This window comes from Leptodesmis sp. (assembly GCF_052746595.1).
Map to the genome: position 1 here is coordinate 1 of NZ_JBRAGO010000102.1, position 16,334 is coordinate 16,334.

18 protein-coding genes are annotated in these 16,334 nt (G+C 46.4%); 4 read left to right on the forward strand and 14 right to left on the reverse strand.

Annotated elements, in window-relative coordinates:
• Positions 1–560 precede the first annotated feature (560 nt).
• Positions 561–770, forward strand: a complete 210-nt coding sequence (locus ACUVQO_RS18570) for a DUF2949 domain-containing protein (protein WP_445927318.1) — start codon at positions 561–563, stop codon at positions 768–770.
• Between the two features lie 369 nt (positions 771–1,139).
• Here the strand turns inward: ACUVQO_RS18570 and ylqF are convergent, their stop codons facing one another.
• The 5 genes from ylqF to ACUVQO_RS18595 form a co-directional block, all read right to left on the reverse strand.
• Positions 1,140–1,994 (reverse strand): ribosome biogenesis GTPase YlqF, encoded by an 855-nt coding sequence (gene ylqF / locus ACUVQO_RS18575; protein ID WP_445927319.1) that lies wholly within the window; start codon positions 1,992–1,994, stop codon positions 1,140–1,142.
• A complete protein-coding gene (locus ACUVQO_RS18580) occupies positions 1,991–2,590 on the reverse strand; it encodes a DUF948 domain-containing protein (RefSeq protein WP_445927320.1) in 600 nt (199 codons plus the stop codon). Before ACUVQO_RS18580 ends, ylqF begins: the two co-directional genes overlap by 4 nt.
• 11 nt (positions 2,591–2,601) lie before the next feature.
• Complete coding sequence (locus ACUVQO_RS18585) at positions 2,602–2,955, reverse strand: YtxH domain-containing protein (protein WP_445927321.1); 354 nt, start codon at positions 2,953–2,955, stop codon at positions 2,602–2,604.
• 71 nt (positions 2,956–3,026) lie between these two features.
• Entirely contained in the window at positions 3,027–3,260 is a 234-nt protein-coding gene (locus tag ACUVQO_RS18590; RefSeq protein WP_445927322.1) for a hypothetical protein, read from the reverse strand.
• A 232-nt stretch (positions 3,261–3,492) separates the two neighbouring features.
• The gene (locus tag ACUVQO_RS18595) at positions 3,493–4,701 is read right to left on the reverse strand and encodes a 4-hydroxy-3-methylbut-2-enyl diphosphate reductase (RefSeq protein ID WP_445927323.1); all 1,209 of its coding nucleotides are present in this window, start codon (positions 4,699–4,701) and stop codon (positions 3,493–3,495) included.
• Positions 4,702–5,058: 357 nt separating this feature from the next.
• Between ACUVQO_RS18595 and ACUVQO_RS18600 the strand changes: the two genes are divergently transcribed.
• Positions 5,059–5,337: an RNA recognition motif domain-containing protein gene (locus ACUVQO_RS18600; RefSeq protein WP_445927324.1), complete on the forward strand. Its 279-nt coding sequence runs from the start codon at positions 5,059–5,061 to the stop codon at positions 5,335–5,337.
• A 51-nt stretch (positions 5,338–5,388) separates the two neighbouring features.
• The gene (locus tag ACUVQO_RS18605) at positions 5,389–5,817 is read left to right on the forward strand and encodes a pre-16S rRNA-processing nuclease YqgF (protein ID WP_445927325.1); all 429 of its coding nucleotides are present in this window, start codon (positions 5,389–5,391) and stop codon (positions 5,815–5,817) included.
• A 186-nt stretch (positions 5,818–6,003) separates the two neighbouring features.
• Here ACUVQO_RS18605 and rfbB read toward each other — a convergent pair whose 3' ends face one another.
• From rfbB to ACUVQO_RS18630, 5 genes are all read right to left on the reverse strand, one after another.
• Complete coding sequence (gene rfbB / locus ACUVQO_RS18610; RefSeq protein ID WP_445927326.1) at positions 6,004–7,095, reverse strand: dTDP-glucose 4,6-dehydratase; 1,092 nt, start codon at positions 7,093–7,095, stop codon at positions 6,004–6,006.
• Between the two features lie 127 nt (positions 7,096–7,222).
• Complete coding sequence (locus ACUVQO_RS18615) at positions 7,223–8,509, reverse strand: glycosyltransferase family 4 protein (protein WP_445927327.1); 1,287 nt, start codon at positions 8,507–8,509, stop codon at positions 7,223–7,225.
• Positions 8,510–9,278: 769 nt separating this feature from the next.
• A complete protein-coding gene (locus tag ACUVQO_RS18620; RefSeq protein WP_445927328.1) occupies positions 9,279–10,352 on the reverse strand; it encodes a glucose-1-phosphate thymidylyltransferase in 1,074 nt (357 codons plus the stop codon).
• Between the two features lie 26 nt (positions 10,353–10,378).
• On the reverse strand, positions 10,379–10,924 hold the full coding sequence (gene rfbC / locus ACUVQO_RS18625) for a dTDP-4-dehydrorhamnose 3,5-epimerase (protein WP_445927329.1): 546 nt from the start codon (positions 10,922–10,924) through the stop codon (positions 10,379–10,381).
• A 326-nt stretch (positions 10,925–11,250) separates the two neighbouring features.
• Positions 11,251–12,348: a D-alanine--D-alanine ligase family protein gene (locus ACUVQO_RS18630; protein WP_445927330.1), complete on the reverse strand. Its 1,098-nt coding sequence runs from the start codon at positions 12,346–12,348 to the stop codon at positions 11,251–11,253.
• Between the two features lie 470 nt (positions 12,349–12,818).
• Between ACUVQO_RS18630 and ACUVQO_RS18635 the strand changes: the two genes are divergently transcribed.
• Positions 12,819–13,292, forward strand: a complete 474-nt coding sequence (locus ACUVQO_RS18635; RefSeq protein WP_445927331.1) for a tetratricopeptide repeat protein — start codon at positions 12,819–12,821, stop codon at positions 13,290–13,292.
• A gap of 65 nt (positions 13,293–13,357) precedes the next feature.
• On the opposite strand, the gene ACUVQO_RS18640 is transcribed toward ACUVQO_RS18635, so the two are convergent.
• The 4 genes from ACUVQO_RS18640 to ACUVQO_RS18655 form a co-directional block, all read right to left on the reverse strand.
• Positions 13,358–14,221, reverse strand: coding sequence for a WecB/TagA/CpsF family glycosyltransferase (locus ACUVQO_RS18640; RefSeq protein ID WP_445927332.1), 864 nt, complete (start codon positions 14,219–14,221; stop codon positions 13,358–13,360).
• An 18-nt stretch (positions 14,222–14,239) separates the two neighbouring features.
• Positions 14,240–14,320 (reverse strand): hypothetical protein, encoded by an 81-nt coding sequence (locus ACUVQO_RS18645; protein ID WP_445927335.1) that lies wholly within the window; start codon positions 14,318–14,320, stop codon positions 14,240–14,242.
• A gap of 23 nt (positions 14,321–14,343) precedes the next feature.
• Positions 14,344–14,997, reverse strand: coding sequence for a sugar transferase (locus tag ACUVQO_RS18650; protein ID WP_445927333.1), 654 nt, complete (start codon positions 14,995–14,997; stop codon positions 14,344–14,346).
• Positions 14,998–15,223: 226 nt separating this feature from the next.
• Positions 15,224–16,246, reverse strand: a complete 1,023-nt coding sequence (locus ACUVQO_RS18655; protein WP_445927334.1) for a glycosyltransferase — start codon at positions 16,244–16,246, stop codon at positions 15,224–15,226.
• Positions 16,247–16,334 lie beyond the last annotated feature (88 nt).

The window sequence follows — 16,334 nt, forward strand, 5'->3', positions numbered from 1 at the left end:
TGAGGCTTCGCATACAGCGCGGGACTTATAGCTCCCCGAACCCCTCAATAGTTAAGAGAACCGAAACGACAACAGCAGGTTGTTACATAAAGATACAAACCCGGGAGAGCACCATTGGTAGATGGCCAGATCCTAAATTTTGGTAATGCACCCGGAAAATTAAGCCTGATCCAAGTCCAGAACTGTAGCTTCTCTGATCGGAAAATGACCGTTCTCTACTTGGACTTGGTTTAAGCCCCTTCCAAAAGCTTCGAGAAATCTACAAAGATAGTAGTATTCTCGAAGCTTCTGGAAAGTCCACTCAAATTCTATGTAGTTACACTGAAAGCAAGGATTAGGTGAATGAATCTTTACAGAAACTTCATGAAACTTTTCTTAAAAAGGGGTTGATTATTTAATGTAATTTTCTGACTAGGGAGTCATGAATAGGTTTGAAGCTCTTTGATGCTCTTACTCTAGGCAATGAATCTGAGAATCTTGTAAAGATATCAGGCTACCCTCACAATTTCCTCAGATTTTTCTCCTACTTTCTAGGTGTTGGCGAGTCAGAGGGGACAGGTATGGAACCGACAAAACTGGCCCGGCTCATGCACTTCTTACAAGACGAGTTGGCAATCCCAAGTTCCGATCTGCAACTGGCGGCTCGGCGAACAGAACACACTCCTGGACTGCTTCCTATTATCCTCTGGCAGTATGGACTTGTCAGCACTACTCAACTAAGTCGTATTTTTGACTGGTTAGAGCAAGAATCTCAAGTCGAACTGCGATGACTTCAGTAAAGCGATTAGGCATTCTGAGTAGTGGAGGAGACTACCCTGGACGAAATGCGGTCATCCGTGCTTGTCAGCCATGCAACTCTCTCTTACTCTTTCTTATTTGATCTGCAAACCGGAACAAAACTGTTGAATTATCAAGAGGCGGAGCAGGCTCGTCAAGAGGCAAAACAACTTGCAAAACAGGAACGGTAACGGGCGAAACAGGCAGAACAACAGTTGGCCAAGCCACTGGAGTAATTACGATCGCAAGACAGCGATCCTAATCAAGTTTCTTAATCTGATTAGGACATTTTGGATTTACGATTTTGGCTTTTGAATTGGTCATCAAAATCGTAAATCCAAAATCGCAAACCCCAAATTTTCTCACTCTCCTCCTAGCTCAGGTGGTACTTCCAGGGCGATTGGTCCCAGTTGCCCGACTCTGAAATCATCCAAAAGCTGGCGGGCGGTGCGTTCCACGTCTCCCTGATAGCGCTCTTCCGCCAGGAAATGCAAGTAGGCTTCCCCGGTGCGATCGCCAACAGGCCAGGTATAGCGAGTTTCCAGGGCAGAAGCTACCTGCAAATCGGTCAATAGATCCACCAGCGTGGCGGCTACTCGTTGAGTGTCGTAGGCGGCTTCTCCAATGTCGTCACAGATAGCCAGTTTGAGGGCGGCATCCTGATCGGTCAGCTTCGAGGGCAGCACACCAGGAGCATCCAATAATTCAATCTGGTCAGAGATGCGAATCCAACGCAGTTGCCGGGTGACACCGGGACGACGGGCACTGTCTACTACTCGTCGTTTCAGTAAGCGATTAATCAACGCCGATTTGCCAACATTAGGAAAGCCCACGACAACGGCTCGGACAGGACGGGGGAGCATGCCGCGATCGTGCCGCCGTTGATTGACTTTTGCACCTACTGCCTGAGCAGCTTTGATCACGGCCTCAATCCCCTTTCCGTGTTGAGCATCTGTGTAGTAAGGCGCTTCGCCCTGCTGCCGAAACCAGTTCCCCCACTGCTGCCGCGTCTGTTCTGAAATCATGTCCATCCGGTTCAGTACCAGCACGCGCTCCTTACTGCCAATCCACTGCTTTACTTGGGGATGCTGGGTGGCTAATGGAATCCGGGCATCCCGCACTTCCAGCACCACATCCACTTTTTTCAACTGCTCCTGAAGAGCCTTTTCAGCTTTGGCTATGTGGCCGGGATACCATTGAATTGGAGGAGAAGTCATCGGTTAATTTCTCGGTCTTGAGACAGCAAGCGGGGATCAGATGTCTCTTCAGCCACCAGAGACGGAGCCAGCGGTTGAGTGTCGGGAGTATGAGGAACCTCTTCCAGATCAGTCCATTGGGAATCGGGTAATTTTGTGAGCGAGTCTAATGATTCTTCGTGATTGGCACTGACTGGTGGGAGGCGTTTTTCCACCGGAGCAGGCACAGGAGACCCCGATCGCCGACTAGATTGGGGCCGGGTAAAGGTTTTCCAGGCCGCTTTGAAACCTGTGAACAGACTGCGAGTCCCATGCTGCACTTTGCGGGCTTGTTTGCGAGCACCTGCTAAACTCTGGTCTACCTGCTTCACGATATTTCCGGCACTTTGCACACCCTCGCTCAGGTCGTCTGTCAGGTCGCTAATTTCTAAACCCGTTAAACGAATCGCTTCCAGCGTTGGTGGGAACTCCCGTTGCAAGGTTTCAAACAGTTTGTGAGCACTCCGGGCAGCTCTGGCAACTTCCTTCAGAGTAGGAATTGCTATCACGAGTGTGATCGTCAGGCTAACGGTGACGAACAGCAGAGATAGAACCAGCCAGAATAACGGGTCAATCACAGCATCAATGCCTAGAGCAAGTTATCGTGGGTAGCGGGTGATGCATTGACAGACAGGTCAGCCTCGGCTTCATCCAGCAGTTCCTGCTCCCGTTGAGTGGCTTCCAGTCCGGCAGCAATGGCTTCTTTCAGCCGTCCTAGCGTGCTGTCCCAGTTTTTAATCGCTGTTTCCGAGAGACGATCGGCCTGGAGTTGCACACTGGTTGACAAGTCCTCAGCCAGTTCCGGGAGGGCATCGGCTGACTTTTTCAAAAACTGGCGGGTTTCGCGTCCAGCCCGGGGAGCCATTAAAATTCCAGCGATCGTGCCGATCGTAGCCCCTAACAGCAACCCCCCCAAAAAAGCTCCAGAACGATTGTTTGACATGATCTAACCGCTTCCCCTACTCAAAATCAATAACACAAACCCTGCCATTGCTCTATTACTGTACCAGCTACTTATCGGAGGTTAAAGGCCGTTCGTTTAGAAGATTTTACCTTTGGCGCACCAGGATACCAGCGCCACAACAGTTGGAGCAAACTTAAGAACGACATTAACTGTCGCATCTGTTGCAACTTCATCTCCAGATGGTGGTACTTCTGTCGCAAGCGATACGTGCCAACTTGCCCTTTTTTAATTGCCGCTGGAGCAGGTTCCAGTTTTCTATGCAGGTACTGTTCGGCCCCCTGCATCAGCTGAGTGAATCTGATAATCCTGCGTTTGATTTGCCATAGCCCCCAAGCAGTAACCAAGCAGGCCAGTCCCAAGAGAAAATTTGCCGCAATAACTGTGACGACCATAGCTTGACTTTTGAAGGTAGAGGACAGAAAAGAACTGAGGACTATCGTACTTCATCCTCTGCTGTTCAACCTTCTGACAAAGGAGAGAATAGGCTGCAATTTGCTAAAAGCTATAGATTTTCCACTATTTCAGGACGGGACATGCCTTCAGTTCAAAGATTTTCTCCAGCACTGCTTCGACCACTTTATCGGGCGTAGAAGCACCGGACGTGACTCCAATGGTAACTGGGCCATCGGGAAGCCAGTTTTCAGTCACCTCTAAATCCTGATTCAGGGGTTTATGCTGAACGCGATTCCCTGGCCCTAGGCGATCGGCACTGTCAATGTGGTAGGACGGAATGCCGCGCTCGATCGCAATCTCCTGTAAGTGGGTGGTATTTGATGAGTTGTAGCCACCGATCACGACCATCAGATCCAATGACTCTTCGACTAAGTCCAACATGGCATCCTGGCGTTCCTGAGTGGCATCACAAATGGTATTGAAACTCAGGAAATGCTGATTTAGCTGAGCAGGGCCATATTTCCGCATCATGGTATGTTCTAGCAGTTTACCGATCTGCTCCGTCTCGCCCTTCAACATCGTGGTCTGGTTGGCGATCCCGACGCGCTCCAGATCTCGATCGGGATCAAAGCCAGCGGAACAGGCTTTTTGAAATTTCGCCATGAACTCATCCCGATCGCCCCCATTCAGGATGTAATCGGCGACATATTCTGCTTCTCTCAGGTTCAACACAATCACGTATGTACCCGCAAAGGAGCTGGTGGCGATCGTTTCTTCATGATTGTACTTGCCATGAATGATCGAGGTAAAGCTGCCTTTCTTGTGCTTCTCCACCGTATTCCAGACTTTGGAAACCCAGGGACAGGTAGTATCCACGATCGTGCAGCCCTGGTCGTTGAGATATTGCATTTCCTGCACACTGGCTCCAAAGGCAGGCAAGATCACCACATCCCCACTCTCAACAACGGAAAAATCTTTTTGGCCATTTTTAATGGCAATAAAATTTACGTTCATCTCTCGCAGTCGTTGATTCACTGATGGGTTGTGAATGATTTCATTGGTAATCCAAATACGTTCTTTAGGAAAATGGGTGCGGGTTTCATAGGCCATTGCCACGGCCCGTTCTACTCCCCAGCAAAACCCAAATGCTTCTGCCAGTCGGATGGTTACCTCTCCTCGGATAAGGGTAAAGTTGTTTTCCCGAATTTGCTGGATCAAGCCACTCTGGTATTCTGACTGCATTTGGTCGGACACTTCGGCATCATGCCCAAACCCCTTGCGGTGATAGTTTTGAGAACTGTTCAGCGATCGCTTGAAAGCCTTGGTATCCATTCAGCGTTTGACCTCAAAGTTGTTCTGAGTTTTGATTTTAAATTCTTAATCTTAACGTTCGCGTTTGCTTAATCTTTGCCTGTCTAAATTTCTTTTGATCATACGGTGTCTTGGCAGCACTCGGCTAATTCACTCATTGATGTTGCCTATACCCAGCAAAATTTCTGACCTTATATTAATACTCCCTTAAACTTTGACCCATTGGTGGCTAGACAGAGTGACAAGGATATGCTCCTTTTTTAAAGTTTCGGCTATAATTATCGACAAATGCTTTTCGAGTTAGCTATCCAGCAGTTGCTTGAGGTCGCACTGCTCGCTGGCTCGGAATTAGCCCCCCAAAATGGTTTGGAGAAGAGTGTGACTATTTACATTGGCAATCTGTCATTTCAGGCAGAGGAAGAAGATATCCGGGAAGTGTTTGCCGAATATGGCAAAGTCAATCGCGTAAGTCTGCCAACAGACCGCGAAACCGGAAGAAAGCGTGGCTTTGCTTTCGTTGACATGGAAAATGAAACCGAAGAGGATGCTGCGATCGCGGAACTGGATGGCGCGGAATGGCTCGGTCGGGAACTCAAGGTGAACAAGGCCAAACCCAGAGAGGGGGGTGGTGGTCGTGGCAATGGCATGGGACGCTAGTCACGCTTCTCTCTGCTTCAACTTTGACACTAGGGCAGTGGATTGATGCCAATGTCCATTTCTCCTCCAGATCAACCCGTTATTTTGGGTTTCGATCCAGGTCGCTCTAAATGCGGTCTGGCAATTCTTGGTGTTGATCGCATCGTCCGCTATCAGGATGTAGTCAACTCGGATGATGCGATCAATACTATTCAGCAATTGCAACGCAAGTTTCCCATTTCCTTGATCGTAATGGGAGATCAAACTACAGCGCGAGATTGGCGGCAAAAGTTGGATACCGATTTACCAGAACCAATGCGGGTTGTAATGGTGGATGAGCGCAACAGTAGCCTAGAAGCTCGTGATCGCTACTGGCAAATGTATCCTCCTACGGGTCTGATGCAGCTGATTCCCCAATCCTTCCGCACGATTCCCAGGCCGATTGATGATATCGTCGCTATTCTCCTCATCGAACGCTACCTGGAACGATTAGTTGCCTAGGTAATAATGGATAAACCCCCTCGACACAATGACTGGCAGAGTGAAGGTTCTAATTGGGCTAAGTTGACCTATGACCATTGCAATTCGTTAATTTACACACCAGTCGAAGGGTTGGCTCAAAGGCAGAAGTAGTCAGGTCTTTGTCTTTACTTCTGCCCTCTGGCTTTTTATTTCTACCTTAATGGATTAAGCATATACCTTGTTATAGTAAGTTTGATACTCTTCAGACAACAAGGGGCGCCACCAGTCCTCATGGCTCAAAAACCACTGAACGGTCAGCCGCAAGCCTTCTTGTACAGTGACGGAAGGAGTCCAGCCCAGTTCCGTTTGCAATTTAGAAGAGTTAATCGCATAGCGACGATCGTGCCCTGGGCGATCTTTGACAAATGTAATCAGGCTTTCTGCGGGTTTCACAGGTAAGTTAGGAGCCATCTCGTTCATCAAGGCACACAGCATTTGCACCAGATCAATGTTTTTAACTTCGTTGTTGCCCCCAACGTTGTAAGTTTCACCGACTTTGCCCCGCCGCAGTACAGCATCGATCGCACTACAGTGATCTTCGACATATAGCCAGTCCCGCACATTCTGACCATCGCCATAAACGGGAAGCGGTTTACCCATCAGGATGTTAATGCACATCAAGGGAATCAACTTTTCTGGGAAGTGGTAAGGCCCATAGTTATTAGAGCAGTTGGTCATCGTCGTGGGCATCCCGTAGGTATGGTAATAAGCCCGCACCAGATGGTCACTGCCGGCTTTAGAGGCTGAGTAGGGACTGTTAGGCGCGTAGGGAGTCGTTTCAGAAAAAGCCGGATCATGGGGGCCTAAGCTGCCATAAACCTCATCGGTGGAAACATGGTGGAAACGATAATCCTCTGGACGATCACTAGACATCCAATGTTGACGGAAGGCTTCCAGCAACGTAAATGTGCCCACCACATTGGTTCTGACAAAGGCATCGGGGCCAAGAATGGATCGGTCTACATGAGATTCTGCTGCAAAATGCACTACTGTATCAATGGCCTCTTCTTGCAGTAGGGCATCGATCAAAGGACGATCGCAAATGTCTCCTTGAACGAATCGAAAATTGGCATGGGAATCTAGGGGAACCAGTGTGCGCCGATTTCCAGCATAGGTCAGAGCATCTAGGACGATGACACGATCGTTGGGATAATGCTGACACCAGTAATGGGTAAAGTTGGAACCAATAAATCCGGCTCCACCCGTCACGAGAAGCCTGCGCTGTTTGCTTAAGGATTGGAGTTCTACAGAGGTCATTAATTTTACCTATTTACATTCAGAGGACAACCGGATAGAGAAGAGTACCCAACAAAAGGGTAAATGGAAATCAAGCCAATGTCCCCTACTTCATCGAATCCAAAAATAATTTAAGAAAAATCCTGCTTCAAATTACAGATTTTTTAAAGTCGATTAATTCTTGGTAAATTTCTACAATTCTTCTTGCTTTAGTGCTCCATTCAAATGCTTGTGCTTTTTGAGTTGCCTGAATGGACATTGCTTTTCTCAACTCCGGGTCTTGAACTAGCAGCGTAATTTTGTTGGCCATTTCTTGAATCAGGTACTCCCTGGAAATGGGTTCTAGCCTGAATCCGGTTTCATCGGTCACATACTCCCCAATGCCACCATTGTTAACAACGATACAGGGAAGCCCACAAGCCATTGCTTCCATAACCACCGCCCCACCAAATTCGCGAATTGAGGGGAAACAGAAGATATCTGATTTGCTGTAATATTCCAGCGTGTCCTGTTGTTTAATCCAACCTGTGAACTTCACCATATTGGTCAGGTTCAGAGTTTGTACTCTTTGCTGTAAATCCTCTTTTTCAGAACCATCCCCAATGATGGTGAGTAAGGTTTGATTTTGGATGACTGGCTCTAACCGAGCGATCGCTTCAATCAGGATATCGGCTCCCTTGTAAGGAACCAATCGGCCCACAAACAGCAACTCAACTTTCTGATTTTCTTGTCGCTTATTGGGATGTTTCAAAAATTCTTTCGTAACGCCATTTTCAAATAACAGTTCAATCCGGTGATCGGCGATCGCAAAAAGATCTTTCAACATATTCAATGTGTAGGTTGATCCACAGAGAATACGATCGGCTTTTTGATACGTTTCTACGTAGCCAGGAATCAGATGACGACCTAGAGGTCTGAGAAAGTTCCAGAATACCTTTTCCTTTTTAGCAGTTTCTTCAAACCCCTTAGGAAAAGGAACTCCCCCATTCACTGGGCCTAGTAATAGAGGTGTATGACGACATGCCTGAATTAGCTTAACCGGATACCTGGGCATCATCGGAGTAATCGCATGGACAACATCGTATTTTCCCTGTTTGACATCCTGTTGACAAAGCTGATAAGCCTGATGATTAAACTCAGCGTAAACTGGATAAGCTAAAGCATTATAAAGTGGCCAGTTAATCACTCCTTTATGAGTGATTCTCTCAATCAGAGAATGATATTTCTTGATAGCAGGACTTTCACTAATGTAAAAGATTGGTTGATGTTGAGGATACTGTTCAAATGCCTGCCTATTCCGTTCGTGAGTAACCAGAGTAACATCTACAATCTGACTGATTTCTCGATAGAAGTTGTAGCATACCAGGGGCACAGAGGCCCAATCGGGATTGCATTGTTCAGCAATCATGAGAACTTTTAAGTTCATGGCACTCATACAGTTACTCCAATCAACAGTCAGGAATAAGTTTAGAAACAGGAAAAGTTAAGAGTTTTCGACAGAAACTCAGGTAAGGGATTTGCCGTTAAATAATGTACCGACTGTAGGATCGGCTGAGTGGTGCAGAAAACTTTTTTGAGTCTCATGATGGATAACCTGAACGACCAAAACAGCGCCTGAAACCCCTTGCCCTCGTTCGTTCGCCCGATAAAACTCAAGATCGCTGTCTCGGTGGGAATCCTTGATTTATAGGGGTTTCAGGAGTTTTCTGCACCACCAAGGTAGGATCGCTTAGGCGCTAGACGTAACGCATCGTAGGAATTTTATTTTTGCGCAAGCCCCTAAATGCTCGAATCATCTATTTCTAGAATTCCCTAAGTCTGTTGAAATATTCAAAAGTCATGAAAATTGGCTTGATCGTGTTTAATTGTATTTAGTTGAGGAGTTTAGTTAATGGAGATCCAGACTGTCCATATTGTTTCTGGATTGAACAACATAGATTTTTGATGTAGACCTTGTCCAAGTTCAAAACCGCAGTTTCTCTAATAGGAAAACGACCGTTCTCTAGCTGGACTTGGTTTATAAAATCAAAAGACTACTTTTCGATTCAAGGGTTGTTGCCTCAGAGGATGTTTGACAAGTCGCAATCGCCCTACGTAGGGGCGTGGCATTCGGCCAAAGATCCCTAAAAACTACCGTAAAACTGTTACCCGAATGCTACGCCCTTACAGATCAAGGGTATAAACCGGGGCTTTTCAAACACCCCCTAAGACAGTTCGATTTGTGAATCATCGCCAATCATGAACCGCAGGGCTTTGGGACGTTGGGGAGCTAATTTAAGCTGCGCCCGTTGGCCAACCACACTATCCACAATTCGTTGATGAATCCCAACTACTTTGGCCCCCTTTAAGATCACGCTATGTTCTAGATCCGCGTCAATCAAGGTTACTTGATCCGCAATGCTACTGTAAGGGCCAATAAAGCAATTCTCTAAATGACAACCTTCACCGATAACCACGGGTCCCCGCACGGTGCAGCTGATCAGTTTTGAGCCAGAACCAATCTTCACCCGTCCGGAGATCTGACTTTGGCTATCTACTTCACCTAATATTTCAGACTGGAGGCAGGTGTCTAAAACAATTTGGTTGGCTTCCAGGAGATCATCTTTTTTCCCAGTATCCAGCCACCACCCTTCAATCTGGCGAGCTTCGACATGGCTCTGGTGGTTGATTAGATCCTGAATCGCATCCGTAATTTCCAACTCACCACGGGCCGAGGGTTGGATACGATCGATCGCCTCATGAATTGTATTCGCAAAGAAATAAATTCCCACTAGCGCTAAATTAGAGGGAGGAACTTTAGGTTTTTCCACCAGATGCAATACCCGTCCTTGAGCATCGACTTGAGCCACCCCAAACGCAGTTGGGTTGGGTACAGGACGCAGCATGATCAAAGCATCCATGTGTTGCTCTTTAAAGTCGGTTAAGAAGTGCCCCAGTTCATTCTGAATCAGGTTATCCCCTAAATACATGACGAACGGCGAATCTCCCAAAAAGGGACGGGCAATTTTGACGGCATGGGCCAATCCTGCAGGTTCATTTTGCAGAATATAGGTGATGTTGGCTCCAAAGCGATCGCCATTGCCTGTCTTAGCCCTCACTTCTTCTCCGGTTTCCGGGCTAATAATAATGCCAATGTCGGTTACGCCCGCTGCAACAATGGATTCAATGCCGTACCATAGAATCGGTTTATTAGCCACTGGAACTAGTTGCTTGGCCCCCGTATAGGTAAGAGGCCGTAACCGGGTACCTTTACCACCGCTCAAGATGAGTGCTTTCATAGGATAATGTTCGGGTTTAGTGAGTATTAAGAGAAAACTTCTGCAATCCCAAAGGGTTTGCCAGCCTTATCTTTGGATGACAAAATTGGTTCTTCTGTCAACGGCCAATCGATAGCGATATCAGGGTCATTCCAAAGAATGCAACGCTCATGTTGCGGTGCATAGTAGTCGGTCGTTTTGTATAGCACTTCTGCCACATCTGAAAGAACCAGGAATCCATGAGCAAAGCCTGCAGGTACCCAGAGCAATCGTTTGTTTTCAGCCGTTAGCGTGCAACTCACCCATTGCCCAAAAGTGGGAGACTGCTTGCGAATATCGACCACCACATCAAAAATGCTGCCGACCGTAGCTCGCACCAGCTTGCCTTGAGCCTGCTGAATCTGATAATGCAAACCTCGCAAAACGTTTTTGCAGGAGCGAGAATGGTTATCTTGAACAAATTGTTCAGTGATTCCAGCTTTTTCAGCAAACGTTCTACTGTTGTAGCTCTCCATGAAAAAACCGCGATCGTCCTCAAAGACACGAGGTTCGATGATCAGGACATCAGGGATTTCTGTGGGCAGAACGTTCATTCCAATTTCCTTCGACTTCTAATTCCACCGTTCATTAAAGCATTGCTGGAATCCTTAAATGAATTCGAGCTTGAGAGCATAAAGAGCAACCACTAAGCGTTATAACCTGAAACCTTTTGCTCAACCAACGTGAATGAGGCCCACTTCATAAAAAATGAATAAACAGGCCCTACTGTTCTCTGAAACCCTTTATAGAAAACATCCTCAAGACTCTGAGGATGTCAGTGGTAACTTAGGAAGATGTGACTTTAGTTACAAGTAATATCTGGAACTTTAGACTAATGTTCTTGTAATAGAATTCCCCATTATCTTTGGAATTAACGAAATCATTCTGCAATTTCCGGGTTCAGCTTGATTGCATCGTGTCGCTCCAATGCTAGTTGAACTAATTGATCGACCAGTTCCACAAAGGAGAGACCACTCTCTTTCCAAAGTTCTGGATACATACTGGTGGCTGTAAATCCGGGTAAGGTATTAATTTCGTTAATGAACACTTCTTGAGTTGATTCTATGTAGAAAAAATCAACCCGTGCCAGTCCCGATGCATCAATTGCCCGGAAAGCTTGAAGCGCCAGTTCCCGGATTCGTTCGGTCATGGCGGGGGGGAGGAGGGCAGGAATAATCAAATCAGCTTTACCTGTGGTGTATTTGGTTTCGTAGTCGTAAAAGTCACTTTGGTAAGTGATTTCACCTACTACAGAAGCTTTGGGTTGATCATTGCCTAATACGGCACACTCCACTTCCCGTGCGACAACCCCTGCTTCTACAATTAAGCGTCGATCGTAGGTGGCAGCATTATCCAGGGCTGTTTCCAGTTGATGCCGGTTCCGGACTTTGGAGATGCCGACGGAGGAACCTAAATTCGCAGGTTTGACAAAACAGGGATAACTGAGAGTCGCTTCAATCTGATCGCAGAGTTTTGAGTAAATGCAGGGATTTGACCAGATTTGCGATCGTGTCACTGCTATATACTTCACTTGAGGCAACCCGGCCTGAGCAAATATTTGCTTCATTGCAATTTTATCCATTCCCACCGCAGAGCCTAAAACGCCCGACCCAACGAAGGGAACCTGCATGAGTTTGAGTAAGCCCTGTACTGTGCCATCCTCTCCATTTGGCCCATGCAGGATCGGAAACCAAACATCTACCTGGGCAACCTCTGCTGGAAATTGCCACCTTTTACTCGCAAGCGTTGCTGTTGAAGAATTGGTGATCTGGAGAGGCTTGCCTGAGTGCAAAATTTCTTGAGCAATCTGTTGCCCACACCAGAGGCCATCTTTCTGGATATAGAACGGTATTAAATGATACTTTTCTGCGTTACCTGCCGCTGTTAAGGCTCCAGCGATTGCCCTTGCCGATACGATCGAAACCTCATGTTCACCCGAACATCCGCCAAACAACAGTCCAATCGTTTGCTTCTTCATATCCTCACCCTCCTCATGCAATCATCACGTCCATAGCTTCCTATGTAACAACTATGTCTTTCTACAGGGGCTATTGCTTCAGGCGATCTATTCTAAGCCTGATCTCAACATGAATTCTTCAGCAGGCTGATAAGTCAAACCTTGTCCAAGGCCAGAACCGTAGATTCTCTTACAGGAAAACGGCCGCTCTCTAGCTGGACTTGGTTTAATGTAACGTAAGTTTACAATTTCAGGTCAGAGTAACATGAAGCTTGTTAGGATCACGCACAAGCTTTCTCAAGCAGTAAGTGAAAGCTGTGGTGGCAGTAAGTGAAAGCTGTAGTGAATGTTGCAGGTGCGTTTCCCTGAAGGTGTGTTTGGAAAATTGCTATGAAAGTGGGTGCTTTTTCCAGATTGATTCAATTGATCCAAATGTGAGTTGTTTTCGTCAGGTTGAGTAACTTGTATCCCCTAACCTGGTCAAGGTTTTTATGAATATGCGATCGCAGCTTTTGAGCACTGTTGAAGGTGACACGAGAGTCGCTGAGCGTCTCACTCAAAGAGGAATAGCCCTGGCAAAAGATGGCTTTCATCAAGAAGCTGTATCGGAGTTCGATATGGCAATCCGTTGGCGACCACATCACTGGTTGACCTGGTATCATCGGGGCGAGGCTTTGGCGACCTTGAACAGGTATGTAGAAGCTCTAGCCAGTTTTGAGCAAGCACTGGAACTAGAACCAGATAGTTACCAGACCTGGACATTTCGGGCCGTCATGCTGATTTACTTAGAGCGGTATGAGGAGGCATTGGAAAGTTGCGATCGGGCGATCGGCATTTACCCAGCTGATCAAGAAGCATGGATATTTCGGGGTGGGCATTGCAACGACTGGGTCGATTCAAGCTGGCGTATGCCAGTTATGAGCATGCTATGTCACCTGAGCGGGCATAAATCATTGAGGACATAAAGTCTTTTCCATTCTCAATTATCTTTTTCTCTATCCTTGTTCTTTTACAAAAGCCTGATTTTGTTCTACCGATCCTCCATTGATGATTTTTTGCAAGATGTGAAAGAAGGAGGCTGATAAACTCCCAATTTTTGTTTAAGCAGTAGCCAGAAAAAGGGCAAATCTTCAACCAAATAACGTTTCCAAAGTCGTTTGGGATCGGAGTAAATTCTAAAGAGCCACTCAAGTCCCATTTTGCTCATCCAGCGAGGAGCACGTCGAACAATTCCTGCTTCAAAGTCAATAGTTGCACCTACGGCGAAGAAGATTTTGACATGGGTGAACTTGTCTTTATATTTATCAATCCACTTCTCCTGTTTTGGAGCACCAACTCCTATAGCTAAAACAGTTGCTTTAGACTGATTAACCATTTCAATAATTTCCAGGCATTCCTGCTCGTTCTTCTCAAATCCAAAAGAAGGAGAGTAAGCACCCACTACGATATCTCGCCCAATCTTAGCGTTAATTCTGGCTCTTGCTCTGTCTGCAACTCCTTGAGCACCTCCAAGCAGAAAGATGGTAATGTCTTCATTGTTTCTGTGAAATCGGCAGAAGAGAGGAAAGAAATCAGAGCCAGATATTTTTTCTTTGAGAGGAGTTCCAAGGAAGCGAGATGCATATATTAGGATTTGACTATCACATACTCTATAGTCAGCGTTGAGATAAATTTTGAAAAATTCTGGATCCCGTTGAAGTTTCATCAGGTGATCCACGTTAGGAGTAAATACCACACCACTCTTCAGCGTTTCTAGAAACTGCACTACTGACAGATTATCAAATGGTACATTCAAAATTTTAACCTGGTTATTAAAGCCCTTAGAATGAAAGAGCCTGCGACGATCGCGCCTTGAGCCGAATAAAACATGAAAGAATATACTGGTGAGAATCATAAGATCTAAACGACAGCTCTATCCATCAATGTACGCAAAATCCATTTCAAGAATTTCTTCAAAGTTCATTTCATACTTTCGTTGATTGGTCTGCCACAAACCTGTTAAACCAGGTTTTACCGCTAATCGTTGCCAATCTCCTCGGGTATAAAACTAACCTCACCCAAGGTAGGGGGGCGTGTACCTACCAGGCTCATGTCACCTTTCAGGATGTTGTAGAACTGGGGGAGTTCGTCTAAATAAAAATACCTGAGAAGTTTACCAATTGGTGTGATTAAGGGTTCATGAGCTTGATCAAAAAGCTTATTACCTTTTTGGTAGGCCAGCTTCAGTCTTTGTCTTTCTGCATGAGGGGAGGCTGTGCGAAATCGCCAAAGCAGAAAATGTTTTCCCCGTAACCCCACTCTTGGCTGGGTGACAAAAACTGGCCTCGGTGAACTAAGATATATGGCTGGGGCGAGGAGGGGCAAGAGAATGAGCAGGGTAAAAAGTCCTGTGATCGCGCCTACAATATTCAGAGTTCGTTTAAACCGACTGTGTAGAGAGGAATGACTCAAAACACTAAAAAGTTTCAGGTTATGAAGGCTAGCTTGTCTTTCTAGTACCCCTTTAAGTTCTCCTTTAGAGATTAACTTGGACTTTACAAGCATCTCACCAAGTAGTTGCCATCCAACAGTTTCAGCCTGCTGTTGCTGCTTTTCAAGGGCACTATACAGTTGGCTTTTAGTAATTAAGCCTTCCTGTAACAAAATTGCACCCAAAGTGTACCTGGCCATTTTTCCTGAAGTTTTTCAGTATAAAAGTTTACCCTGACGAATGTCCTTAGCTTCACTAGAGTACCCTCCATTTCTGAAGAGCTAACCAAGGCTTCATATTCAAACCAAGTCTGAGAATTGTTCACCACGGACAGTCTCAGATGTCTTCATAGTAAGTTGAGAGACAGGAAATTCATTTCTGCTTTATCAGCAATTCACAGAAATGAGAACCTTTATCAAGCGCTGTTCAAAAATCAATGACTGGCTTATTCGATTTAGACGTTGAGGTATTGTATTCGATTAAGCGAGAAGGTCGCCTGAACAGCTTGCCCCAATAGAATCTCACTTGCCCTTGTGCTTGAGGAAACTTGGCTAGAGCACAAGCCAGTCCAAATAACCATGCCTCGATTCTGGTTCGCCCTGATCGATGGGCAAATCGGTAAGCTCGATAGGCCATCAGGGGATAGCCTGCTAGTAGCAATAGACTGAATCCATGGGTGGGAATCGCAGTTGTCAGTAGGAGCGCTGGAATTATCAGTCCCCAAAGACGAATACTCCGGCTTTCTTTGACCCAGTGGCATTCTGGAGGCGCTCCGTGTAACCAGGAACCTTCGGCATAAGCATATCCCGCTCGTACAGAACGCTTCCACCATTGTCCGAAGCGCGTCATTTGGGCATCATGCAAAGTCATTTCGGCATTAATCCGGAGAATTTTACCTCCCTTTTGGCGAAGTCGAACGCACAGTTCTGGTTCTTCCCCAGCAATCAGGTAAGGATTATAGCCACCAACCGCCTGGAGGGCTGAAATTCGCATCATTGCGTCGCCTCCACAGGCTTTAGCTTCTCCGATCGGGGTATCCCATTCCAGATCACAGAGGTGATTGTAGATAGACGCTTCTGGGTAACGTTCTCGCCGCCGGCCACAAACGACAACCACATCGGGTTGAGTATTGAGTACTTTTTGAGCCTGCTCTAACCAACCCTCAACGACTTCACAATCGCCATCAACGAATTGGACATAATTCAGGTCAGGAGCAATTTCCAGCAGACGAGCCAGACCAGCATTACGAGCACGGGCGGCTGTAAAAGGAATGGATAAATCTAACTCAACAACGTTGACACCCAGCGATCGCGCCAGTTCTACACTGGCATCGGTAGAACCAGAATCTACATAGATTACTTGTGCAGCGCGGCCTACGACAGATTGCAGGCATTGCTGCAAGCGATCGCCTTCATTCCGTCCGATCGCGACAATTCCAAGTTTGCTCAAGTGTTGTACCTCCCAAGGAAACGGCTAGCGTTAGGGTTTCCTCACTTTTAAGTACAACACAGGATCCTGCTAGAGCGAATAGAAATAT